This is a genomic window from Williamsia muralis (assembly GCF_002735905.1).
Classification (GTDB): Bacteria; Actinomycetota; Actinomycetes; order Mycobacteriales; family Mycobacteriaceae; genus Williamsia; species Williamsia muralis_A.
The window spans coordinates 739,974-761,707 of record NZ_PEBD01000008.1 but is presented as its reverse complement, the minus strand read 5'-3'; the positions used below and the strand labels follow the sequence as shown (position 1 = coordinate 761,707).

General features: G+C 63.2%; 21 protein-coding genes and 1 pseudogene. 8 read left to right on the top strand and 14 right to left on the bottom strand.

The features are described from left to right. Positions 1 to 21: 21 nt before the first annotated feature. Positions 22 to 1,338, bottom strand: a complete 1,317-nt coding sequence (locus tag CSW57_RS12625) for a UDP-N-acetylmuramoyl-tripeptide--D-alanyl-D-alanine ligase (protein ID WP_099383047.1) — start codon at positions 1,336 to 1,338, stop codon at positions 22 to 24. A gap of 93 nt (positions 1,339 to 1,431) precedes the next feature. Between CSW57_RS12625 and CSW57_RS12620 the strand changes: the two genes are divergently transcribed. Next, on the top strand, positions 1,432 to 2,523 hold the full coding sequence (locus CSW57_RS12620; protein WP_099383046.1) for a D-alanine--D-alanine ligase family protein: 1,092 nt from the start codon (positions 1,432 to 1,434) through the stop codon (positions 2,521 to 2,523). Positions 2,524 to 2,587: 64 nt separating this feature from the next. Here CSW57_RS12620 and CSW57_RS12615 read toward each other — a convergent pair whose 3' ends face one another. After that, positions 2,588 to 3,229, bottom strand: a complete 642-nt coding sequence (locus CSW57_RS12615) for a class F sortase (RefSeq protein ID WP_099383045.1) — start codon at positions 3,227 to 3,229, stop codon at positions 2,588 to 2,590. After that, a complete protein-coding gene (locus CSW57_RS12610) occupies positions 3,229 to 4,527 on the bottom strand; it encodes an ice-binding family protein (protein WP_189339233.1) in 1,299 nt (432 codons plus the stop codon). Before CSW57_RS12610 ends, CSW57_RS12615 begins: the two co-directional genes overlap by 1 nt. A gap of 677 nt (positions 4,528 to 5,204) precedes the next feature. Between CSW57_RS12610 and CSW57_RS12605 the strand changes: the two genes are divergently transcribed. After that, positions 5,205 to 6,194, top strand: a complete 990-nt coding sequence (locus tag CSW57_RS12605; RefSeq protein WP_223249217.1) for a magnesium transporter CorA family protein — start codon at positions 5,205 to 5,207, stop codon at positions 6,192 to 6,194. A 64-nt stretch (positions 6,195 to 6,258) separates the two neighbouring features. Here CSW57_RS12605 and CSW57_RS12600 read toward each other — a convergent pair whose 3' ends face one another. The 4 genes from CSW57_RS12600 to CSW57_RS12585 all read right to left on the bottom strand — a co-directional run bounded on the left by CSW57_RS12600 (position 6,259) and on the right by CSW57_RS12585 (position 10,957). Next, positions 6,259 to 7,305, bottom strand: coding sequence for an isopenicillin N synthase family dioxygenase (locus CSW57_RS12600; protein ID WP_099383043.1), 1,047 nt, complete (start codon positions 7,303 to 7,305; stop codon positions 6,259 to 6,261). Between the two features lie 110 nt (positions 7,306 to 7,415). After that, positions 7,416 to 8,330 carry an alpha/beta hydrolase gene (locus CSW57_RS12595; protein WP_099383042.1) on the bottom strand — a complete coding sequence of 305 codons (915 nt, stop codon included), beginning with the start codon at positions 8,328 to 8,330 and terminating at the stop codon, positions 7,416 to 7,418. Between the two features lie 84 nt (positions 8,331 to 8,414). After that, a complete protein-coding gene (locus tag CSW57_RS12590; RefSeq protein WP_099383041.1) occupies positions 8,415 to 9,842 on the bottom strand; it encodes a fatty acid desaturase family protein in 1,428 nt (475 codons plus the stop codon). Positions 9,843 to 9,859: 17 nt separating this feature from the next. After that, entirely contained in the window at positions 9,860 to 10,957 is a 1,098-nt protein-coding gene (locus CSW57_RS12585; protein WP_099383040.1) for a ferredoxin reductase, read from the bottom strand. Positions 10,958 to 11,279: 322 nt separating this feature from the next. Here CSW57_RS12585 and CSW57_RS12580 point away from each other — a divergent pair, with 322 nt between their 5' ends. Together CSW57_RS12580 and phoU are read left to right on the top strand one after the other, a co-directional pair. Continuing rightward, positions 11,280 to 11,990, top strand: coding sequence for a hemerythrin domain-containing protein (locus CSW57_RS12580; protein ID WP_099383039.1), 711 nt, complete (start codon positions 11,280 to 11,282; stop codon positions 11,988 to 11,990). Between the two features lie 30 nt (positions 11,991 to 12,020). Further along, positions 12,021 to 12,680, top strand: a complete 660-nt coding sequence (phoU, locus tag CSW57_RS12575; RefSeq protein WP_099383038.1) for a phosphate signaling complex protein PhoU — start codon at positions 12,021 to 12,023, stop codon at positions 12,678 to 12,680. Positions 12,681 to 12,694: 14 nt separating this feature from the next. Here the strand turns inward: phoU and CSW57_RS12570 are convergent, their stop codons facing one another. From CSW57_RS12570 to CSW57_RS12560, 3 genes are all read right to left on the bottom strand, one after another. Continuing rightward, positions 12,695 to 13,423: a GAF and ANTAR domain-containing protein gene (locus CSW57_RS12570; protein WP_099383037.1), complete on the bottom strand. Its 729-nt coding sequence runs from the start codon at positions 13,421 to 13,423 to the stop codon at positions 12,695 to 12,697. 64 nt (positions 13,424 to 13,487) lie between these two features. Beyond that, positions 13,488 to 13,853 carry an STAS domain-containing protein gene (locus CSW57_RS12565; protein ID WP_370623955.1) on the bottom strand — a complete coding sequence of 122 codons (366 nt, stop codon included), beginning with the start codon at positions 13,851 to 13,853 and terminating at the stop codon, positions 13,488 to 13,490. A gap of 327 nt (positions 13,854 to 14,180) precedes the next feature. Then, complete coding sequence (locus CSW57_RS12560; RefSeq protein ID WP_099383035.1) at positions 14,181 to 14,639, bottom strand: DUF4383 domain-containing protein; 459 nt, start codon at positions 14,637 to 14,639, stop codon at positions 14,181 to 14,183. Positions 14,640 to 15,249: 610 nt separating this feature from the next. Between CSW57_RS12560 and CSW57_RS12555 the strand changes: the two genes are divergently transcribed. Beyond that, positions 15,250 to 16,398, top strand: a complete 1,149-nt coding sequence (locus tag CSW57_RS12555; protein WP_099383034.1) for a zinc-dependent alcohol dehydrogenase — start codon at positions 15,250 to 15,252, stop codon at positions 16,396 to 16,398. An 8-nt stretch (positions 16,399 to 16,406) separates the two neighbouring features. Continuing rightward, complete coding sequence (locus CSW57_RS12550; protein WP_189339232.1) at positions 16,407 to 17,012, top strand: hypothetical protein; 606 nt, start codon at positions 16,407 to 16,409, stop codon at positions 17,010 to 17,012. 19 nt (positions 17,013 to 17,031) lie between these two features. Here CSW57_RS12550 and CSW57_RS12545 read toward each other — a convergent pair whose 3' ends face one another. Then, positions 17,032 to 17,724: a GAF and ANTAR domain-containing protein gene (locus CSW57_RS12545; protein WP_223249216.1), complete on the bottom strand. Its 693-nt coding sequence runs from the start codon at positions 17,722 to 17,724 to the stop codon at positions 17,032 to 17,034. Between the two features lie 237 nt (positions 17,725 to 17,961). Here CSW57_RS12545 and CSW57_RS12540 point away from each other — a divergent pair, with 237 nt between their 5' ends. Continuing rightward, positions 17,962 to 18,411 carry a VOC family protein gene (locus CSW57_RS12540; protein ID WP_099383032.1) on the top strand — a complete coding sequence of 150 codons (450 nt, stop codon included), beginning with the start codon at positions 17,962 to 17,964 and terminating at the stop codon, positions 18,409 to 18,411. Here the strand turns inward: CSW57_RS12540 and CSW57_RS12535 are convergent. Continuing rightward, complete coding sequence (locus tag CSW57_RS12535) at positions 18,402 to 19,358, bottom strand: antibiotic biosynthesis monooxygenase (protein WP_099383031.1); 957 nt, start codon at positions 19,356 to 19,358, stop codon at positions 18,402 to 18,404. The genes CSW57_RS12540 and CSW57_RS12535 overlap by 10 nt on opposite strands. Positions 19,359 to 19,368: 10 nt before the next feature. After that, the gene (locus CSW57_RS12530) at positions 19,369 to 20,772 is read right to left on the bottom strand and encodes a guanine deaminase (protein WP_099383030.1); all 1,404 of its coding nucleotides are present in this window, start codon (positions 20,770 to 20,772) and stop codon (positions 19,369 to 19,371) included. Between the two features lie 59 nt (positions 20,773 to 20,831). On the opposite strand from CSW57_RS12530, the pseudogene CSW57_RS12525 reads away from it, so the two are divergent. After that, positions 20,832 to 21,255, top strand: a pseudogene (locus tag CSW57_RS12525) (3-oxoacyl-ACP synthase); the annotation flags it as partial. A 79-nt stretch (positions 21,256 to 21,334) separates the two neighbouring features. Here the strand turns inward: CSW57_RS12525 and CSW57_RS12520 are convergent. Next, on the bottom strand, positions 21,335 to 21,709 hold the full coding sequence (locus tag CSW57_RS12520; protein WP_099383369.1) for a DUF5997 family protein: 375 nt from the start codon (positions 21,707 to 21,709) through the stop codon (positions 21,335 to 21,337). Between the last annotated feature and the right edge of the window lie 25 nt (positions 21,710 to 21,734).

Genomic DNA, 21,734 nt, shown 5'->3' with positions numbered 1-21,734 from the left:
GGCTGGTTCGGCTCGGCGGCGTCAGCCGGCGGTCAAAGCCGCGGCTACCCGTTCCAGTGCGGCGACACGACTGCCTTTGACGAGCACCGCGTCGCCCGCAGCGAGATCAGACAACGCGGCTACCGCTCGCTCCACGGTCGCCACATGCCGCGCACCCGGACCGTAATCGGGTGCATCGACGGCGATCACCTCCACACCGAGTGCACGCGCTCGCTCGGTGATGGCCACATGTTCTGCAGGCGCCGACTCACCGAGTTCGGCCATCACCCCGAGCACTGCGACGCGACGGGAGGCAGCCAGGGTCGCCAGGGAATCGAGCGCTGCGGCCATGGACGTGGGGTTGGCGTTGTAGGCGTCGTTGAGGATGAGCACGCCACCCTCGGTGCGGGTCAGTTCCATACGCAGGCCGGAGATCGCGGCCTGTCCCAATCCTGCGGCGATCCTGTCCACCGGGACGCCGATGCCGCCGGCAGCGGCCACCGCCGCAAGCGCGTTGGAGATCTGATGCTCCCCGCGGGCTCCGAGGGTGACGGCCGCACTTCCCCACGGGCTGTGCAGGGTGAAACTGCCTCGCAGTTCGTCGTCCAGCGAGATGTTGTCGGCGTAGACGTCAGCGTCGGGGGTGAACCCGTAACGCAACACGGTGGCCGACGTGCGGTCGGCCATGGCCACCACCAGCGGATGGTCGTTGTTGAGTACGGCCAAACCGTCGTCGGGCAGTGCTTCGATCAACTCGCCCTTCGCCCTGGCCACCGACTCGATGTCACCGAAGAGTTCGAGGTGCACACCTTCGACCCTGGTCACGATTCCGACCGTGGGCCGCGCGATGTCGCACAGCAGCGCGATGTGCCCGACGCCGCGTGCACCCATCTCCACCACAACGGCCTCGGTGTCGTCGCGTGCACCCAGCAAGGTCAATGGCAGGCCGAGTTCATTGTTGAAAGAACGCTCGTTCGCCGCGGTGACGTACGACGTGGCCAGCACCGACGCCAGCAGATCCTTGGTGGACGTCTTCCCGACCGAGCCGGTGACGCCTACAACGGGCCCGGTCAGCCGCCCGCGGGCCGCACGTCCGAGGTCGGCGAGGGCCAATGCGGTGTCGGGGACCTCGATGGCCGTACCGCTACCTTCGGCGCCCCGGCTGGTCAGATAGGTGGTGACCCCGGCCTCACGCGCCTTGTCGATGAAGTCGTGGCCGTCGCGATCGGCGACTATCGGCACAAACAGCTGGTCGGGGCGCACGCTGCGTGAATCGATGCTCGCACCGTCGATGGTCGTGTCGGGTCCGATCAGACGTCCACCGGTCGCCGCTGCCACATCACTCGCCTTGAATCGCACGCGTCGACGCTACCGGCATCGCAGAGGTTCCACACGACCCATCCCGTACCTGGGCGTCGTTTGCCACCTCTTCCGGCCCGTATTGTGTCTGCCATGTCTTCGCCCGTACTTTCCGATCGCCTGCGCCTGGTCGTGTTGTTCGGCGGCGTCTCCGCCGAACACGATGTGTCCTGCGTGACCGCGGCGCACGTCCTCGCCGCGGCCGACCGGTCCAAGTACGACCTGGTGCCGGTGGGCATCACCAAGGACGGCACGTGGTTCCGCAATGACAAGGCCATCGCGGCCCTGTCAGACCCCGACGTCTCGCTGCCGGATGCTCTCGAGCCCGCCGGCACCGAAGTCGACCCGCTGTCGGAACTGCTCGCATCACCGGATGGGCTACCCGTCGTCGTGTTGCCGTTGCTGCACGGCCCCCACGGCGAAGACGGAACCGTTCAGGGGATGTTGGAGCTGGCCGGGATCCCCTACGTCGGGGCGGGCGTTCTCGGGTCGGCGGTCTGCATGGACAAAGCGTTGGCGAAAATAGTTGCCGCGCAGGCCGGAATCCCTCAGTGTCGGTGGATCGAGTACCGCGTGGGCGCGTCGGACCACAGCACGCTGGTGGATCGCGCGGTCACCGAACTCGGATTCCCGATGTTCGTCAAACCCGCGAATCTGGGTTCCTCCGTGGGTATCTCGAAAGCCCATGACGAGGCCGAACTCATCGTGGCGGTGGAGCTGGCGCTGCGCTACGACGAAGTCGTGGTGATCGAAGAAGGTGTTGTCGGGCGCGAGATCGAAGTGGCCGTGCTGGGCAACAACGAGCCCGAGACGTCGGTGCCGGGCGAGGTGCGGCCGGGAGCCGAGTTCTACAACTACGAAGACAAATACATCAACGGTGCTGCGGCGCTGATGATTCCGGCTGAGTTGCCCGCCGGCGAGGCCGACCGTGTCCGTGAGCTGGCGGTGCAATCGTTCCGCGCACTCCGATGCTCGGGGATGGCCCGAGTGGACTTCTTCTTCGAAGAGGGAGGTCGCGGCTGGTTGTTGAACGAGGCCAACACCATTCCCGGCTTCACGCCCCACTCGATGTACCCCAAACTATGGGAAGCCACCGGGCTCGACTACAGCTCGTTGATCGACAGGCTGGTCGAGCTGGCTCGCGAAAGACACTCACTGCGAGCCGGATTCAGCACCGAACACTGACCAGTGACCGCACGAGGCGCGGAACACCATCAGGTATCCCGCGCCCCAGCGGTCGGCTGTCCGGTCAGCCGGTTCCCACCAGCTTCGCGAATGCAACAACATTGTCCTGGTAGCTGCTCGCGCCCTCATCGAACGCGCCGCCGCAGGTGATGAGGCGAAGACCCGCGTAGTCGAGCGTGCCGTAGACGAGGTCCGTCGGAAACTCGTCCTTGGGGAACGTCGTCACCTCGGTGACCTCGAATCGAGCGATGCTGCCATCTTCACGGGTCACGGAGATCTCGGCGCCGGGTACGAGGTCGGCGAGCTCGAAGAAGACGCCTGGAACGCCTGCCCAATCCACGTGTCCGGCAATGACTGCCGGGCCCGTCTCCCCCGGTGTCGGCGCACCGGTGTACCAGCCGGCTGGGAAGCCCTCTGCCGGAACCTGCATCGCCCCTTGTGCATCGAGTCCGAGCCCCATCAACGACGAGTCGACGCCGATCGACGGAACCTCGATACGGGTGGGAATCGACTTGGTCAGCCCCGCGGCACTGACCGCAGGATCGACGACGGCGTCCCTGGTCGGTACGTCGACGCCAGGCGAGGACTGACCGGCACATCCTGTGGCCAGCACCGTGATCGCCAGCAACAGAGCCGCGAGCACCGCCGCCAGGCGAGGTGTTGTGCGCCTACCGCCGTTCCCGGTCGACGCGTCCGACGGAATCATCAGGAGACCTGGACACTGGAAGCCGTTGCGCGGCCGAACTGTTGGAGCCACTGAACACTCAGGTCGCTTGCGCTGCTTCCGTCGCCGGTGTTGACCGAACCACGCGGCACGTTGGGAACCTGTCGGCCCGGTGACGGCGTCTGGGGTGTGGTGTACTCCCCCGACTCCGGTGCCGGCTGGTTGTAACCCGGCGCTCCTGGCTGGCCCGGTGCCCCTGGTCCACCCGGCTGTCCTGGTCCACCTGGTGCGCCCGGCTGTCCTGGTCCACCCGGTGCTCCCGGCTGTCCTGGCCCGCCCGGCTGTCCTGGTCCACCCGGTGCTCCGGGCAGGCCCGGGATGTTCGGCAGGCCCGGAATGTTGGGCAGGGCCGGCAGTCCGGGGATCGACGGAAGCGTCAGCGTCGGCAAACTCGTTGTGGTCGAGGTGGTTCCGTTGGGCGGCACAGTTGTTGTCGTTGTTGTCGTGTCGCCTCCCGGGACAGTGGTGGTCGTGGTCGTTGTGGTGGTGTCCTCGGTGGTGGTCGTGGTGTCCGGCGTCGTGGTCGTGGTGTCCGGCGTTGTGGTCGTTGTTGTCGTGGTTTCCGTCGGCTCGTCCTCACACCCCGAATTGAAGATCGTGTTGTTGTTCAGGGTCACGGCAGCGTTGAGCGAGATCAGACGACCGTCGACCGTGGCTCCTTGACCCAGGGTGATGGCCTCAGAGTTGGTGATGATCGTCCCGACAAAGTTCGTGCCCGTGCCAATCGTTGCCGCAGAGGGGATTTGCCAGAACACGTTGCACGCCTGCGCGCCGTTGGTCAGCACAACCCTGCTGTTCGCAGCGGTGGTGAGCGCGGAAGTGCTCTGAAAGATCCACACCGAGTCATTACGACCCTGTCCGTCCAGGGTGAGCGTGCCTGTGAGACCCAGCACCCCGCCTGTGTCGTAGGTGTCGCCGAACAGAGTCTGCCCGCCGAGTTCCACGCCGCCGAGTGTGGTCGCGTCCTGACCGGCGAGGTTGTTGTACGCCGTGTTTGCCGACCCACGCGCGAGCTCCGAATCCGGGACGCTGCGAACGGTCGGCGGAGGGATGATCTGATCTGCGCCGGGGCCGGCGCCGGTGATGGTCGACGTGGTGGTGCCGATGTCGCCGGCAGTGATGGTGGTGGTGTTGGTGTTGGTGATCCCGGAATACGCCAGTACCGCGAAATCCTGAGCGGTGCCCAACGGCGGAGCCACTGCGGCAGCCGTCGCTGTTGTGGCGGTGAAAGTGATGGCGGCAAGTGACATGGCAACAACGGACGTCGCGGCCAGCAGCACCTTCTTGAGGGGGGATTTGCGATCGTTTGCAGGTCTGTATTGAGGGTTCGTGAGCACTTGGCTTCAGCCCAATCATGGGTCTCGGAGATCGATGGCTGAACGAATCTCGAACAGGCACCACTCACGTCCACCCGGCGAACGACGGACCCCGCGCCCCGCTTTGCCTGGCCGTGTCAAGTGGTTCCACTCTGGCGAAACTCTTGTGACACCGGCCGCTTGATCTGAGTGAACGCTTATTCAGACAGGTTGTCAAACAAATTCTATGACGAAGAACGGTCAGCTAATGATAGCCAACATCAATTGATTATCATTATGTGTCACCATTCGTTGTTGAACCCATCCTGCGGCTCCTCGGTGACGAACTACGTACAGATGCGAGCGGTATTCCGATCCGTTCAAAGTATTGACCAGCACCCTTGCGTCTTGCGTACATGCCTTCGTGGTCGACTTCACACCTCGCAAGCGAGACATTTGTGAACTTTTCGGCAGCCTTTTAGGCGACGTCGTCATGCCGATTTTGGCGGTGGCCCCCGTCGGCGCCGCTGAACACCACCGCAATAGACAGCAAGATCATTTGGATATTTTTTCAGATAAACCGCTTTATTAACTAGAATCTCACTGCAGTTGCACGCGACATATGCGGCGCGACCAAGGCGCCCGGCTGGCACGATGGGCAAGTGACCGACAAGGTGAATGGCCGGGTATGGATCCACGGCGAACCGCAGCAGGACTTCGCGCTCGAGATGGTGTCCCATTGCCTCGGCGACGCCAGCAAGCTGGTGTGGGTCGACCTCGTCGATCCCACTCATGAGGCGTTGAGCAAGCTGGCAGCCGAACTCGATCTCAACACCTGGGCAGTGGAGGACGCGTTGGCCGACGCCGAGAGGGTGAAGGCCACCGCGTACCCAACCCACCGCTTTGTCACGGTGTACGCCGTGCATGTCGACGAACCCACAACCGGCAAGGGCGCAGCACTCCACAGCGACCGCATCTCGCTGTTCATCAAAGACAACGTATTGATCACCGTGCGGCTGTCCGACCACTTCGACATGTCCGAGGTGACCACCCGCTGGGAGGAGATGGGAGGCCAGCAGTACGGCATCGGAGCGCTCATCCACGGCCTGCTCGATGTGGTGGTGGACGGGCACTTCGACGCGGTGCAACGACTCGATGACGGCATCGAAGACCTCGAGACGCTGCTCTTCGACGACAAGTACAACAGCCGGGTGCTCCAGCAGCAGACGTATCAACTCCGCAAAGACCTTGTCTCACTGCGCCGGGTGGTGATGCCGATGCGCGAGGTGGTCGCGATGATCCAGCGAAGCCGGTTGGAGAACAACGCCCCCACCGAACTCGATCCCAATTTCTCCGATCTGTACGACCACGTCCTGCGCGTGACGGAGTGGACAGAATCGTTGCGGGACATGGTCACAACGCTTTTCGAGACCAACCTGTCGTTACAGGACGCCCGCCTGAACACGGTGATGAAGAAGCTCACCGGATGGGCCGCGATCATCGCGGTGCCCACCGCCGTCACGGGGTTCTACGGACAGAACATCCCCTACCCAGGGTTCGACCACTACAGCGGTTTCCTCTCCAGCACTGTGGTGATCATCGTGGCAGTGCTGGCGCTGTACATCCTCTTCAAGAAACGCGACTGGCTCTGATTCAGGTACCGCCTCGTGCGGTCGTTCGGCAAGGTGGCCGCCCGAACAGCGAACCGCGTTGGGGTCAGCGGACGCCGGCCGATCGGAGACGGCCCGCTTCGCGTCCGGCAGCTGCGTTGGCCACCCCCGCACGCGACCCCGCGAGTTTGCCTGCGATGTGATCGGCAACGGTCACCGGCGAATATCGGCTCCCGGCACCCACACACGATGGCAACGTGCTGATCGTGGCGTCGATGTTGCCGTCGTGGAAGTAGGCAGCCGACCGACGTCGCTCGATCGTGCCGTCAACGATCGGCGGTTTGACCCGGTGAAGCGTCGACATCCAGCGCTCGTTGGTCCAACGGGCCATCAAATCGCCGAGGTTGACCAACAACGCTCCATCCGCAGGCGACACGTCGTGCCACGTGCCGTCGTGCGCAAGCACCTGCAACCCTTTGACCTGGTCCGCCCACAACACGGTCACGATGCCGTAGTCGGTGTGCTCCCCCATCCCGGTCAGCTCACCGTCGAGCTCCACCTCGCCGGGCGGCAACGCATAGTTGTTCATACGCAACACATCCAGCGAATGGTCGGTGAACCGTTCGAAGAAGTCAGGTTCGAGATCGAGTGCGTCGGCGAACACCCGGGTCAGCGTGCGGGCCACTCTGGCGGCCTCGGCGAAGTAGGGTTCCACGCCCGCTTTGAACTCCGGGGCCTCCGATGGCCACAGGTTGTCGGCATAGTCGTCGGACGGCAGATCATGATCGGGGTACTGCGCTGCCGCGACGCCCACGTTGAACGCTTCGAAGAAATCGTTCATCCGGTTGGCCGCCTCCACTCCCAGACTCAGTGACAACGATTCGGTCTTGGGTGGCGCATACCCGCGATTGATGCGCGGCGGTGTGCGATAGGCCTTTTTCGTCTCGAGTGGGAGCGCGAAGAACTGGTCCATGGCCGCGGTGAACGCGTCGGTGATCTCGGGTGGGATTCCATGACCGAGGATCTGGATGAAACCGACTTGACGGCAGGCCCTGTCGATTTCCCTGGCGACCTCTGCACGTTCCTCATCGGTCCCGCGCCGCACATAGGGCGAGATATCCACAAGCGGGACAACGAAATCGGATTCTGACATGTCTGTCTCCTCGCGGGACACGTGTCGACATCAAGTCAGTTGTGGACGTGAACCGCTGCAGCGGCAATGCTAGGTCACCCGGCCACAAGCCGCATCCTGGGCGAGCAGTGTCAGGCTCCCATCACCGTCTTCACATGGGTGGCGATCGCCTGCACCGCCTGCTCAGCGCCGGGGAGCACGTTGATCAGCTGGAAGAACCCGTGCATCTGTCCTTCGAAGATCGTCAGCTGCACCGGTACTCCCCGATCGGCCATCAATGACGCATAGGCCTCGCCCTCGTCCCTGAGTACGTCGTGTTCGGGCAGTAACACCAGTGCGGGCGCAGTGCCGGCCGGGTCTCCCTGCAGCGGTGACGCTTCCGGGCTGAGCCGGGTGGCCGGGTCGGGAGCGTAGTGATCCCAGAACCAGATCATGGTGTCGCGGCCCAGTAGCAACTGATTCGCGGGGTCGAGATAGCTCACGGTGTTCACGTCGTGACCGGTGACGGGGTACACCAGGATCTGCAGGGCGAGCGGCGGACCCGTCTCGGCCACCGCCCGCTGCGCGACCACTGCGGCCAGATTTCCGCCGGCGCTGTCGCCCGCAACGATGAGCGGCTCGTCCGGCCAGCTCGCCGACGCCCACATCGTCGCGTCCCAGGCATCGCGCACCGCGTGCGGAAAACAATGTTCAGGTGCGAGGCGGTAATCAGGCGCCACCACAACACAATTGGTGGCCTGAGCCAGTCGGCGCGAGAGGGCGTCGTACTGGTCCACCGAACCGATCACCCAACCACCACCATGAAAGAAGACGATGACGCCGCGAGTGCTGTCCGAGGCGCTGTAGACGCGCACGGGGATGTCGTAGCCGTCGTCGGCCGCAATCGTGTCGTCGCGCACAGCATGCAACTGTGGACCGGCTCCGCTGAGGTCTCCCAGCGCCGTACTGACCGACCGCGCCTGCTCCGGACCAAGTTCTGCGATGGGCGGCCCGCCGGCCTTTGCCAACTCGGCGAGCAGAGCGGTGGTCGCGTCATCGAGTGCCATGACAACGACCCTACCGAGCACAGCACCGGTGCACGAGCGTCTTCAGCTCATGCACCGGTGCTGCGTGACAAGGGTTCCCGAAGCTCAGTCGCGCGGCGGCGGCGACACCTGGACGCCACCGGATTCGTGCTCGGGTCCGGCGTTGGGGTGTGAGGCCGGAACGCGGCTACGGAAGCGGGCCGCTTCGCTCGGCCGGGGGTCTTGTCCGGATCCGCTGTGCGGCGGCCGCTGGAACGGGCCCGGCTTGGGACGCGGCTTTCCGCCCGGCAGTGCGAGGCGGAAGATCGTGCGGTGCACCTGGAACCACTGCTGGCCGAAAGGTCCTGTGTTGTAGGGCAATCCGTACCGCTCACAGATGTCCTTGACCTTGGGGGCCACCTCTGAGTAGCGAGTGCTCGGCATATCCGGGTAGAGGTGATGTTCCACCTGGTAACCGAGGTTTCCACTGATCACGTGGAACAGTGGACTTCCCTCGATGTTGGCCGCGCCGAGCAACTGCCGCACGTACCAACCACCGCGGGTCTCGTCCTCGGTTTCCTTCTGACTGAACGTGTACGTCTGGTCCGGGAAGTGGCCGCAGAAGATGATGGCGTGAGCCCACACGTTGCGGATGATGTTCGCCGTGAAATTCGCTGCGAAAGTCGCGATGAAGGTTTGCTCCACGCCCGGGAGGGCCCGATCCATCACATTGGCGACGTTGCCCACCGCACCCTTGCCGGCCTGGACGCGCCGCAGCCTGCGTGCGAGGCGCGAGGTCTTCGGCTGCTCGATGCGCCCACCGGACGCGATCTGGGTGAGCGCGAATGCGCCGGCGCTGATGGCAGGCCAGCCGATGTAGTCCTTGATCACCTGGCGGCGCGCCTTCACGCCGATGCCCTTGATGTCGTGCCACAGCTCCTTCATCGACTTCTCGCGCTTGCGGATCGCTTCAAGGTCGAGATCGTGCAGCGCCACACCCCATTCGAAGAATGCGGTGAGGAGCATGTTGTAGAACGGCTGAGCGAGGTAGACGGGATTCCATGGCTGATGCGGATCGATCCGCATGATCTCGTAGCCGAGATCCTTGTCCTTGCCGCGGATGTTGGTGAACGTGTGGTGGATGTAGTTGTGGGAGTGGCGCCAGGATTCGCCGGTGGATGCGGTGTCCCAGTCCCACACCGACGAGTGGATGTCCGGGTCGTTCATCCAATCCCACTGGCCGTGCATCACGTTGTGGCCGATCTCCATGTTCTCCAGGATCTTGGCCATCCCGAGGCACGCGGTACCCGCCACCCACGACACCTTCGACCGCGACCCGAGCAGCAGCACGCGGCCGGCGACGGCCAACTGACGCTGGGTGGCGATGACGTTCTTGATGTAGGCCCGGTCGCGCTCACCGAGGTCGCCGTAGACCTCGTCATGGATCGCGTCGAACTCCTTGCCCAGCTGTTCGATTGTCTCGTCGCTCAGATGCGCCAGCGGGTTCTCTGGGTCCGGCGTGATCGGTCGGGTTCGTTCGGCATTGATGGTCATGGTGACTCCTAAAAGTTCTACAGTTCGATTTCTACGTCGCCTTCGGCGGTGTTCACGCAGATACGCACCGACGAGTTGATCGGTTCGCTGACATCCCCTGTCCGCAGATCCCTGATCTGACCGGACCGGAGGGTGCCCGTACAGGTGTGACAGATTCCGATGCGGCATCCGAACTTCAGTTCCAGTCCGGCTTCTTCGCCTGCAGTCAAAATCGGTGTTCCCGGAGAACACTCGACTTCCTTCTTACTCTTGGTGAAGGTGACGTTGCCGCCTTCACCTTCGCCGGCCGCTCCACCGATGATCGGCTGGAAGCGCTCGAGATGGATCTTGTCGGACGCATCGTGGCGGTCCCAATGCTCGACCAACGCATCCAGCAACTCGCCCGGCCCGGAACACAGCGTCTCCCGCTCACGCCAGTCCGGAACCAGATCATCCATGTCCTCCGGCTTGATCCGGCCTTCCTCTCCGGTTCGCCGGATGATCAGTCGCAGCCCCTCATTCCGGTCGTCCATGTCCTGGAGGTCCTTGAAGAACATGCACTGCTCTTCGGTGCGGGTGGAGTGCAGTACCACCACATCGCGCACCTCATCGCGGTGATCAAGGCTCCGCAGCATGCTCATGATGGGGGTGATGCCGCTACCGGCACTGATGAACAACATCTTTTCGGGTAACGGCTCGGGAAGGGTGAACACACCCTCGATCTCGCCCAACCGGACGATCTCACCCGGCTTGATCTGCTTGACCAGATAGGGCGAGACGACGCCGTTCTCGACCAGCTTGGGGGTGACGCCGATCAATCCATCCCGTGGTTCCGGGTCGGACGTCAAAGAGTAAGCGCGCCAATAGAACACGCCATCGATGACAAGTCCGAGACGCACATACTGTCCTGGCAGGTGGCCCGGCCAGTCGTAGCCCGGACGAATCCAGACGGTGGCAGCCTCAGCCCCTTCCGGACGCACTTCCTCGACGCGGCCACGGAGTTCTTTCGTGGTCCACAGCGGATTGATCATCTCCAGGTAGTCGTCGGGTTCCAACGGGCTGAAGAGATGACTTATCGCGCGCAGGGCTCGCCTGCGCAATGTTGGCACATTGGGTGTTGCACCGCGCTCAGCCATTACTGCCTCCGCACCGGTGCAGCAGTGTCTTCGATGTGGGGTTACTTCGAACGGTTCTCGGCACTTTTCAGACCCCTCGGCCGGCCCGATCACGGGCCTCATAGGACACCCTCGCCGTGGGCTCGACGTCAGGGTGTGGCTGCCACGTTGCCGCCCGCTACCAGCGGACTATGGCGACCTTACGTTCCGACGAACGATGACACCACCGATTGGTCGATTACGCTGCGAAGTAGGGATTCCAGGGCGGTTTTGTCTCACTGATTGAGAGCGCATTCCGTGGGTACTCACCGGTCGAACAATCCATGTCCTACCAGGAGCGACCATGACCAGATCCATTGCCGACCAGACCGAGTCCGAATTGGGCGGGTCCCGGAGTGTGCTGGTACGCCAGAAACGCGACCACATCGAACTCGACCGACTGCTGCATGCCATCGACGCGTCCACCGGAGCGCAGCGTCAGGACCTCATCAACAGCCTCTGCACGTTGGTGTTTCCCCACGCTTTCGCCGAGGAATCGGTGCTGTGGCCCGTCGTACGTGCCGAACTGCCCGATGGGGAGGCACTCACCCTCCAGATCGAAAGAGAACACCAGGAGATCAACGAGCTGTTCACCGAGTTGGAGCAGATCGACCCCGATGCCCCTGAGCACCGTGAACTGTTCAACCGCATCGCAGCAGTGCTTCGCGAAGATGTGCGCGATGAGGAAGATGTCTTGCTGCCGAAGCTGCAGGACAAGGTGTCACCCAAGCAGTTGCGCCAGATCGGCATCCAATGGGAGATTGTCCGCCGGACTGCACCCACGCGGCCTCACCCGGTGGTCGCCCGACGCCCACCGGGGAACGTGCTCGCGGCCCTCCCCCTGACCATCCTCGACCGGAGTCGCGATCAACTCGACCGCGCATCTCGACGAACAACCGGATCGACGGCCGCACGCCTGCGTACTGTGAGTGGGGCGCTGGCCGGTGCTGCCGGCCGCATCGAACACCTACCACTCCTCACCAGGGGAGACCGGGCCGAGACACATCGCGAGTAGAGGCGTCATGAACACGAATCGCCGCGGCTGATGAGGGGCGTCTACCTTGCTCAGCTGAGTGCACTGCACGACCTGCTCGGTCAGATGTGCGACCTGGCCGGCGAGGCCATGGCCAGATCGACGCACGCGCTGTTGCGTGCCGATCTCGCCGTGGCCGAAGAGGTCATCACCGACCACGAGCAGATCGTCCGGATGTCGGCTGACGCTGAGGAGCGCGCCTTCGCATTGTTGGCACTGCAGGCTCCCGTGGCCGGTGATCTGCGCGCCATCGTCTCGACGTTCCAGATCGTGGCCGACGTCGACCGGATGGGTGCCCTTGCGCTGCACGTCGCCAAGGTCGCCCGGCGCCGCCATCCGGAGAAGGCCGTGCCGGAAGACGTTCACGGATATTTCGCAGAGATGGGGCGCCTGGCCGTCAACCTCGCCAACAACGCCAGTGAGGCGCTCAAGAGCCAGAACCCCGAGGATGCGATGCGTCTACGCGAGGACGACGACGCGATGGACGCGCTGCACGAGCACCTCTTCACCGTGTTGCTTGACCGCAACTGGCAATATGGCGTGCCGTGCGCGGTGGACGTGACCCTGCTCGGCCGCTACTACGAGCGCTTCGCCGACCACGCAGTCCTCATCGGGCAACGGGTGGTGTTCCAGGCGACGGGTAAATCGCCGGCACCGATCAGGAAGTCGTAGGAAGCGGGTCTCGACTACCTGCCGCTACTCGTCTTGTTTGACGGGTGATCGGTGTCCACCAGCTGGCGCGCGATGTCCGCGATCGGGGTGTTGGAATCCTGGGAGAGCTTGCGCAGTAATTCGAAGGCCTGGAGGCTGTCGATGTTGAACCGCTCCATGATCATGCCCTTGGCCTGCCCGATGACGTCGCGGCTGGCCAATGCGCTGGTGAAATGCTCTTTTTCTCTCGCCCGGTAAAGCGCGAGGGCGGCGTGCGTGGCATAGACCAGGCCTGTTTCCTCGGCTGCGAGTGAGAACGCGTTCGTCTCATCCGAGAAGAGATTGAGGGCACCCATCGACGACTCGTTGCTGTACAGCTCGAACGACAGGCTGGACTTGATGGACGTCTGCGCCAATGCCTCGGCGATGAACTTGGGAAACCGTTTCTCGGTGGTGAAGTCATCGAGCCTGAAGGTGGTGTGCTCCCAGGCGGCTTCGAGACAAGGGCCTTCGCCGACGTCCATCTGGATGGCGTCGAGTTTCTCCACAACCGGATCGCTGGCCGCGACGGACTGGGTCTTCTTCTTGCGCTTTTCAACGAGCAGAATGCCGGCGTACATGGTGCCGTCCACGTGCTCGACGGCTCCGGCGGTGATCGATTCCAGGACCGAATCCACATCGCTGCCTGCCAGCGATGAATTGTGCAACCCACGTGCCAGATTGGCGATCGCGATGTGGATTCCGTTGTCCTGATTGTCGACCACGTGCGGCTCCCTCGATTGGTTCGCACGCGTTGAAGCGTGCAGGCGCACCGCGCGCCTGAACTCGCTATGCCGAAGCGCGACGAGTGGCTGGGGCCAACTCTTCGGTCAGCGCCTGCAGTGCGTCCTCAATGGTTGCATACAGGCTGATGGTCTGGTCGAGTCCGACGAGCTTGATGGGACGAGCCGTCGACGAACCCTCGGCAACAACGCCGAATCGTCCGCCGGACGGAAGAACCGCGTCGTGCGCGTTGACCAGCGCGGCCATGCCGACCGACGAAAGAAAGTCGGTGTAGGTCAAATCGATGATCAGGCCTTCGGGACGTCCGGCGACTGCTTCATCGACCGCCTCGGCAAGCTGGGGGACTGTCAACAAATCGATGCTGCCCCACACTGTGAGGGCAAGGATGCTTCCGTGCGACACAGTCGCGATGGTGAGTGTTCCGCCGGCGAGTTCAGCACTATCGGAAACGAAATCTGATTTAGAAATTTTATGCGCCACGATCGACCCCTAAAAGTTGTCGGGCTAGAAGCGCTACGGCAGCTTATTTACCGGTCCACGCGGGACGGCTCCTCTTCAACCGACTTCTCCATAATGTCACATCGGGCACCGATGGCAATAGCCCGGCAACCACAGACAGCTTCCCGACGACCCTGGAAAGGGCCATCGGGAAGCCGAATGTAATTGTCGCGCAGTATCTTAGGTAGTCGACACGCTATCGTGACGTGGGTTTGAACTGCCGTGACCGAATCCCGTTGTTCACACGCGAGACGTGTGCCGGTTGCGTCCGAGCAGCACCCCGAGAGCGACCATGCCGACACCCAGGACGAAGTGCAGCCAGTCGTCCGCCGAGTTGACCGGAACGAAGTTGGCTGCGGAGTCCTTGTCGATGACCAGGCCATACAGCCAAAGAGCCAGGTAGATGACGCCGCCGACGATCAAGTACGACTTCGCGGTGGCTGCCGCCCTTGCGAGGACAATTCCTGCGACACCGAAAGCCACGTGCACCAGGTTGTGCAGGATCGAAACGTTGAAGATCCCGAGCAGTTTCGCTTCTGAATGGTGGCTGGCGAACGACATGGTGTCGTAGTCGGTGGTGATGCCCGGAATGAAGCCCAGGATCCCCACCAGCAAGAACACCGCGCCGACCGCGAGTGCGGCCAGTTGGACCGGGGACCGCTTGGTGGTGCCGGGGGTGCGGGTACTCCGTGTACTCATTGTGCTAACCCTTCACATTGATGGAGCTGTTTCTCTGGGCAAATGCCCGTCCGACCGTCAATCGGGTCTCAGCGCGGCCGATCCTCTTGCACCCGCGCCTGTACCGTGCCGGCCGAATACCCGCCCACCCGCCGGTTAAACGCCCGTAACCAGGTTGTATCCATAGCTAAGCCGAAGCTTGACGACAGACCGCCATTGCTGGTGCGATGGCCCGTTCCCCTTGTCACCTACACGGGTCGGGCCTAGGCTTGACCCACGGTCTATGGCCAGGGTTGTTTGTCCCTCCCAGACCGTTCTGGCTCAAGAAGCGAGCTACCCCATCATTTGCCTGACAAAACGACAGGCCTCAGCGACACCCGCCCTGACCGCCCGGCCGGGGACGCAACCATTGGCTCCAGATCCCGGCCGGCTCCGCGAGCCACGGCGAGCACGTGGTGAGTGCCTGATTCGACTGCGCTGCACGAGATCTCCTGTCAGGACTACAGTCCACCGAGTTGACCACAAAAACTGTTGCGTCGGAACGTGATTCCTACGAAGCAAAGCGTATAACCGTTTGCCGGTGGCTCACACGGGGTAGATGCACCCCAACAACGAAAGGCGTGGAGGACGAATGAAGGCGATGGTTTACCGGGGTCCCTACAAGGTGCGCGTTCAAGAAAAGGACATCCCTCCGATCGAGCACCCGAACGACGCCATCGTGAGGGTGACCCGCGCTGCGATCTGCGGCTCAGATCTGCATCTGTATCACGGCATGATGCCCGATACCCGCCCCGGAATGACGTTTGGTCACGAGTTCATCGGGGTGGTCGAATCGGTCGGCTCGTCGGTTCAGAATCTGACCCCCGGCGACCGGGTGATGGTGCCGTTCAACATCTACTGCGGCTCCTGTTACTTCTGTGCGCGCGGACTGTATTCCAACTGCCACAACGTCAATCCGAACGCCACCGCAGTCGGGGGCATCTACGGCTACTCGCACACCTGCGGTGGATACGACGGAGGCCAGGCAGAGTTCGTGCGCGTCCCGTTCGCCGACGTCGGCCCTGCGATCATCCCTGACTGGATGGACGACGAAGACGCTTTGCTGCTGACCGACGCTCTGGCCACCGGGTACTTCGGCGCGCAGTTGGGCAGCATCCGCGAGGGCGACACGGTGGCCGTCTTCGGTGCGGGACCGGTGGGTCTCTACGCCGCCCTCTCATCGTGGTTCATGGGAGCCGGACGGGTGATCGTGATCGATCACCTCGAGTACCGACTCGAGAAAGCCCGCACCTTCGCGCACGCCGAAACACTCAACTTCGCGGAGTACGACGACATCGTGGTCCAGATGAAGAAGTCCACGGACTATCTCGGCGCCGATGTGGCCATCGATGCGGTGGGCGCAGAAGCGGACGGGAACTTTCTGCAGCACGTCGCGGCGTCGAAGTTCAAGTTGCAGGGCGGGTCTCCCATTGCATTGAACTGGGCCATCGATTCGGTCCGCAAAGGCGGGACGGTGTCGGTGATGGGTGCTTACGGTCCGATGTTCAGCGCCGTCAAGTTCGGCGACGCGATGAACAAGGGACTGACACTCCAGATGAACCAGTGCCCCGTCAAACGGCAGTGGCCGCGGCTGTTCGAGCACATCAAGAACGGCCACATCAAGCCGAATGACATTGTCACGCACCGCATTCCGCTCGAGCACATCGCCGAGGGATACCACATCTTCTCGTCGAAGCTGGATGAGTGCATCAAACCGATCATCGTCACCGACGCGGCCTGAGGAGAGTCATGACATCGCCATCCCCGAAGAAGCCGACCGATCAGGTGCCCACCTACACCTCGCAAAGGCCCCCCGTCCCCTCCAGTGACGAGTTGCGGGCGAGGATTCCCGGGTGGGGCGTGGACCTCGACCCGAAGGACCGGCCGGCGGTCCCACAGCAACGGTTCGACCCCGAAGCGACCGGCGCACATTGGGACTTCCCTGAGCGGCAGCCGGAGAAATGGCCGCGGGAGAGATCCATCGAACATAGATTCCTCACGCCTGTTTTCGGTACCTCGACACCCCCGTCCGGGTTGTCTGGGGTCGTTCGCAAGGTCGCTTATCGGTATAGCGAAGGTCGCGCAGCGCACTGGTTGCTCCTGCTCGGAGCCGATCGCATCAACGCCGTAGAAGCCCATCTCGCGTCCTTCCTCACGATGCGGCCGGACAATCCGATCACCCAGACCGGAATCCGAAGCGAGTTCACCCACCACGGGCTCGCGTCGCGCACCGGGACCAAACGAGTGGACAAGAATCACGCGTGGATCGATCCGATCCTCGTGGGCGGGCCATGGATCGCCGCGGGTGCTGCCATCGGCTACGCGGCCCGAGCGGCGGCGACGAAGAGGCGCTGACGTCTACCCCCAGTTCGGGTCAGGTGGGGTCTGATCCCGCCTCTACGACTTGTTTGGCGATCTCGGCAACCTTCGTGTTCGACTCCTGAGACAGCCTTGCCAGCAGCGCGAAGGCCGCATCGGCATCGATGCCGTAACGCTCCATCACCATCCCCTTCGCCTGACCGATGAGATCGCGGCTGGTGAGCGCGACGGAGAGATTCTCGCGCTCGCGCAGCACCGAGAACGCGACGGCAGTGTGTGCCGCGAACACCTCGCCGAGTGTGCGAGCGCGTTCATCGAACGCCTTCTTGGCCGAGCTGTAGAGATTGAGAGTTCCAAGGTCGTCCTTGCCGGAGAACAGCCGGAAGCTCGCCATCGACGCGATCCCGAGCTCCTGCGCGCGTGCAGCAAACCGTGGCCACCGGTCCTCCGAGTCGAAATCATCGATCCACACGGTGGAGCGATCGGCCTTGGGGCGCACGGCCGGGCCCTCACGTAGCTCATGTTGCAGCTGATCAGCCTGACTTGCCAGTCCGTTGCCCGCCACGGGCTCGCCGTGTGGACCCAGACAAGCGATGACACCTGCACATTCGGTGCCTGGAATGCAGTCCACCGCCGTCTTGGTGACGGCCTGTGCAAGCGTGTCGACGCCGTTGCTGTTCGACCGCAGTGTGCCCGCCACGGCAACCATCCGAGCCGTCAGGTCGAGTTCTATGTGGGGGTCTTCCACGGCACTCCTCAAAATCCATGTGCTGTTCACTGGCTTTGATGCAATTCGGTGCCGGGCACCCGGGTGGATGGGCCGGACAGCAATTCGGTGCGTGAGAAGATGCCGACTCCGCCCAGCCCCGATGTCGAGAACGCGAGATCAGAACCGTCTCCCGGGTGGAAACCCGGACAACGCGGTGCCCGGTGAGGGCTGACCGTGGCGCGCCGAAACCCCCGACCAACATGAAGGAGACCCCTGATGACCATCAAGCTGGAAAACGTCGGCATCGCGGTACGCGACATCGAGGCCACGATCAGTTTCTTCTCCGATCTCGGACTCACGGTTCTCGGCCGCGACACGGTCAGCGGCGAGTGGGCCGACACCGCTGTCGGCCTTGACGGGAACCACGCGAAGATCGCGGTTCTACAGACTCCGGACGGACACGGGCAGATCGAACTGTTCGAGTACATCCACCCCGAGGCGATCGATACGCCGCCCACACTGCCCAACGAGATCGGCATGCATCGCATCGCCTTCTCCGTCGACGACATCGACGAGGCCCTCGCAATCGCAGCACGGCACGGCCACCACCCGCTCCGAGGCGTCGCCAACTATCAAGGGATCTACAAGCTCACCTACGTGCGCGGGCCGAGCGGGATCCTCGTCATGTTCGCCCAAGCGCTCACAGCGGCTGGTGATCAGGCGTAGTCCCAGAACTGCAGCCATCGCACCGACGCGAACACGGTGAGCGTCAGCGCGTAGAGCACGCACACGGCGACCGCACCGATGACGGAGACTTTCACCGTCGAGCCCCGGGCTGGATCGAGCCAGAAGCCGAACGCCCACGTGGCCAACGGCATCAGCGCATAAGTCAGCAGCGACACCGACAGGATCTGGCTGAGCCACATCGACAGCCATGGGTCGGCGCCCCATCCGTCGAGCACCGGTCCGACAAACCGGGACAGGGTCATCACGGTCGGATAGAGCACCAACAGCACCATCATCGCGACCTTCCACTCGGGCGTGACGGTTGGTTTACCGTCGGTGACCCGCATGATGGATCCGAAAGTGTTGTGTTCGAACGACGCCGAGTAGTCCTCAGACAGATGCGACCGCAGCTGCGTCAGGGCATCGGCACGGTCGGGTGAGTCAACCCATGCGGCGAGCGACTCGTCATTGCGGAATTTGAGAACAGCGCTCCATTCGTCGGTACCGTCAGCCAGCTCCCTGGGGCCGAACAAGACCGCGAACTCGTAGCCGGGTGCGGCTGCGTTCAGGTCCATCAGGGTGCGCTGTGCGTCGATGAACCCGGCGACGTTTTCCTGATCGACCTTGTGACGGAACAACGCCACTCCGGTGGGAGGCACCTGGCCTTCGACGATCACGAGGTCGCTGAACTCCCGCCGGATTCCGTTCTCGGCGGCCGTCTTCAACGCTTCGGCCCACTCTGCCGAGTCCAGCCAGCGGTGCAGCGACTCCTCGGTGTCGAAGGTCAGGGCCACTGCCCGTTGTGCGTGTTCCGCCGACAGCGTGTGCAGATGACCGGGCGTCGATTGGACTCGAGCTGCGAGTTCCTCGAACCACGACTCGAACTGGGCATCCGGTACATCGTGGAACGGAACGAGTACCGTTGCCTCAGTCGAACTTTCGGTCACAACAGCGGAGTCAGACGTCGTCGATCTTGCGGCCCTTGACGTAAACGGCGCTGATAGCGGGCTCTCGGAGTTGCATCAGCAAGGCAAACAGCATCTGATCACGGGCCATCTTCTCTTCATCGGCGCGGGCTCCGTTGTCGATGGCGTTGGCCAACGACGGCCAGCGCTCGGGATCGATGACGAGAAAGTCGGCTTCTTTGCCGGTGTCGAAGTTGCCGAACCGATTTTCCATGTCCAACGCGCGGGCCCCGCCGAGGGTCGCGACGAACAACATCTCGGCCGGATGCATGGATACCCCGGCATCACCAGGCTCTGTGATGTGAACCTTGAAGGCGTCGTTCGCAACTCGCGAGATCAACCATTCGTCACCGCCACCGTGGTCGGTCCCGAGTGAGATGTTGACACCTGATGCCACCGTCCGCAGCCACGGCATCGTGCCCGACCCCAGGAACAGCTGGGACACCGGACAGTGCGAAATGGAGGTGCCTGTCTCGGCCATCCGCGCGAGCTCACCGTCTTGGCAGTGCACCGAGTGGGCCATGATGGTGCGCGGCCCGAGCAGCGACTCGCCACCGACCTTCGAGCCGGGGAGGAACTTGCCGTCGTAGGTGTCGAGGTACGAGTTCACCTGATAGTCGGCCTTGGTGGCGTCCACCTCACCGGTGCCGGGACGGTTGTTCTCGTTGAGATGGGTGTGGACGTAGACGCCCTTCGACCGCAGGTCGGTGTAGAGCTCACCCAGCGCTGCCATCGTCGTCGGGGTCACCGACAGCGAGAACCGGGGCACAAGAGCCACATGCAGCAGCGCAGTGTCGACGTCTCCGGTGTCGGCGGCGTGCCACTTGTCCACCTCCGCAGCGGTCAGTTCGATGGCCTTCTCCTCGCTGGTGATCAGCGGGCCGGCCGAGTCGGGTCCTCGTGTCTGGATGCCGCGACCACTGACGACCCGCAGTCCACGGCGCTGCGATTCCTCGAACAGCGCATCCTGCGCGTCAGGGAATGCCGAGCCGAACACCATCGCCGCGGTGGTGCCCGCGCGCACCCGCTGATTGGTGAACTCCACTGCCGCGGCCCGACCGAAGTCGCGGTCGCCGAACTTGGATTCGGAGGGGAATATGCATCTTTCGAGCCATTCGAGCAGTTGTCCGCCACCGTAGGAGTCACCGGCGTAGGTCTGCGGGAAGTGGATGTGGGTGTCGACGAACCCCGGCAGGATGAAACCGGGCCGGTAGTCGACGATCGCCGCATGCTCGTGCTCGGTGGGCAGGTCGGCGAACTCGCCGCACCACTCGATGCTGCCCTCGCTGTCCACCACCAATGCCCCGTCTGCGACGAAAACCAGCGCTTCTTCAGCCGTGGTGACCTTCGCCGTACCGGCGACATGAAAGATTTGACCGCGATAGACATGTTTCACGCGTTAAGCAAAGCATTCAACGGACCGGTTCGTGTGACGAAAACCAAATCGTCCAACAGACACGATGCAACACCGCTTTCATCTTCGGCGACGGGGCCGGCGCCGTGGTCGTCGGACCGAGCGAGGACAACGGCATCGCCCCCACCGTGTGGGGCAGCGACGGTGAGAACAGCGATACGATCTCCCAGTACTACGACATCCCCGAGTACATGGACCGCGCCGAGGAGTTCCAGTCGAAAGACTCGGAGACCGACCCGGTCGGGCGCATGGTCGTCGCCATGCAGGGCACCCGCGTGTTCCGTTGGGCCGCAATCACTCTGCCCAAGGCGCTGTCGAGTGTCATCGAACGGTCAGGTGTGGCCCTCGAGGACATCGAGGTCTTTATGCCCCATCCGGCCAATGCCCCGGATCAACACCCTGATGAAAGCGAATCTCGGTCTGGCCGACGATGTCCCGGTTGCCAACGACATCGAGACCACCGGCCCTCCGGAAATGGGTCCTTTTGGCGAAGAAAAGCCCAGGTGGGCACCGCCAGAAGGGCACATCTTCGGAAGTCCGGGGTTTATCGCCGCTTGCGTGAACGTGGCCGGTCGGCAGGAGGCGTCGACTTTGGTGCGGCCGCTTCGGCGCGAACCTCAACCTGCGTGGCGCGCTCGGCTTCGAGCCAATCGGGCATCTCGGACAGGAGTTCGTTGATCTGCTCGGTGGTCAGTGCCTCGGTGATCTCATGGCGCACCAGCGCGCCCTTCGAAACGCCGAGTTTCATCGCCACCAGGTTCTTCGGGTGGGGTCCCTTGATACGCAGATCACGAAGCCAACTCGGCGGGTCCGCCTGCAGGGCTTCGAGTTCGGCACGGGTGATGGCGCCCTGCTGGAACTCGGCGGGCGTCGCCGGCAGGTACACGTCCAACTTCTTGGCGGCGGTGGCCGGCTTCATCGACTGCGAACTCATGAACCGAGAC

Bases quoted from the DNA above. Each gene is read 5' to 3' on its own strand.
- CSW57_RS12585 (WP_099383040.1), bottom strand. From the start codon at position 10,957: ATGGCTGAGCGCGGTGCAACACCCAATGTGCCAACATTGCGCAGGCGA.
- CSW57_RS12615 (WP_099383045.1), bottom strand. From the start codon at position 3,229: ATGATTCCGTCGGACGCGTCGACCGGGAACGGCGGTAGGCGCACAACA.
- CSW57_RS12580 (WP_099383039.1), top strand. From the start codon at position 11,280: ATGACCAGATCCATTGCCGACCAGACCGAGTCCGAATTGGGCGGGTCC.
- CSW57_RS12540 (WP_099383032.1), top strand. From the start codon at position 17,962: ATGACCATCAAGCTGGAAAACGTCGGCATCGCGGTACGCGACATCGAG.
- CSW57_RS12600 (WP_099383043.1), bottom strand. From the start codon at position 7,305: ATGTCAGAATCCGATTTCGTTGTCCCGCTTGTGGATATCTCGCCCTAT.
- CSW57_RS12555 (WP_099383034.1), top strand. From the start codon at position 15,250: ATGAAGGCGATGGTTTACCGGGGTCCCTACAAGGTGCGCGTTCAAGAA.
- phoU (WP_099383038.1), top strand. From the start codon at position 12,021: ATGAGGGGCGTCTACCTTGCTCAGCTGAGTGCACTGCACGACCTGCTC.
- CSW57_RS12550 (WP_189339232.1), top strand. From the start codon at position 16,407: ATGACATCGCCATCCCCGAAGAAGCCGACCGATCAGGTGCCCACCTAC.
- CSW57_RS12590 (WP_099383041.1), bottom strand. From the start codon at position 9,842: ATGACCATCAATGCCGAACGAACCCGACCGATCACGCCGGACCCAGAG.
- CSW57_RS12520 (WP_099383369.1), bottom strand. From the start codon at position 21,709: ATGAAGCCGGCCACCGCCGCCAAGAAGTTGGACGTGTACCTGCCGGCG.
- CSW57_RS12560 (WP_099383035.1), bottom strand. From the start codon at position 14,639: ATGAGTACACGGAGTACCCGCACCCCCGGCACCACCAAGCGGTCCCCG.
- CSW57_RS12595 (WP_099383042.1), bottom strand. From the start codon at position 8,330: ATGGCACTCGATGACGCGACCACCGCTCTGCTCGCCGAGTTGGCAAAG.
- CSW57_RS12620 (WP_099383046.1), top strand. From the start codon at position 1,432: ATGTCTTCGCCCGTACTTTCCGATCGCCTGCGCCTGGTCGTGTTGTTC.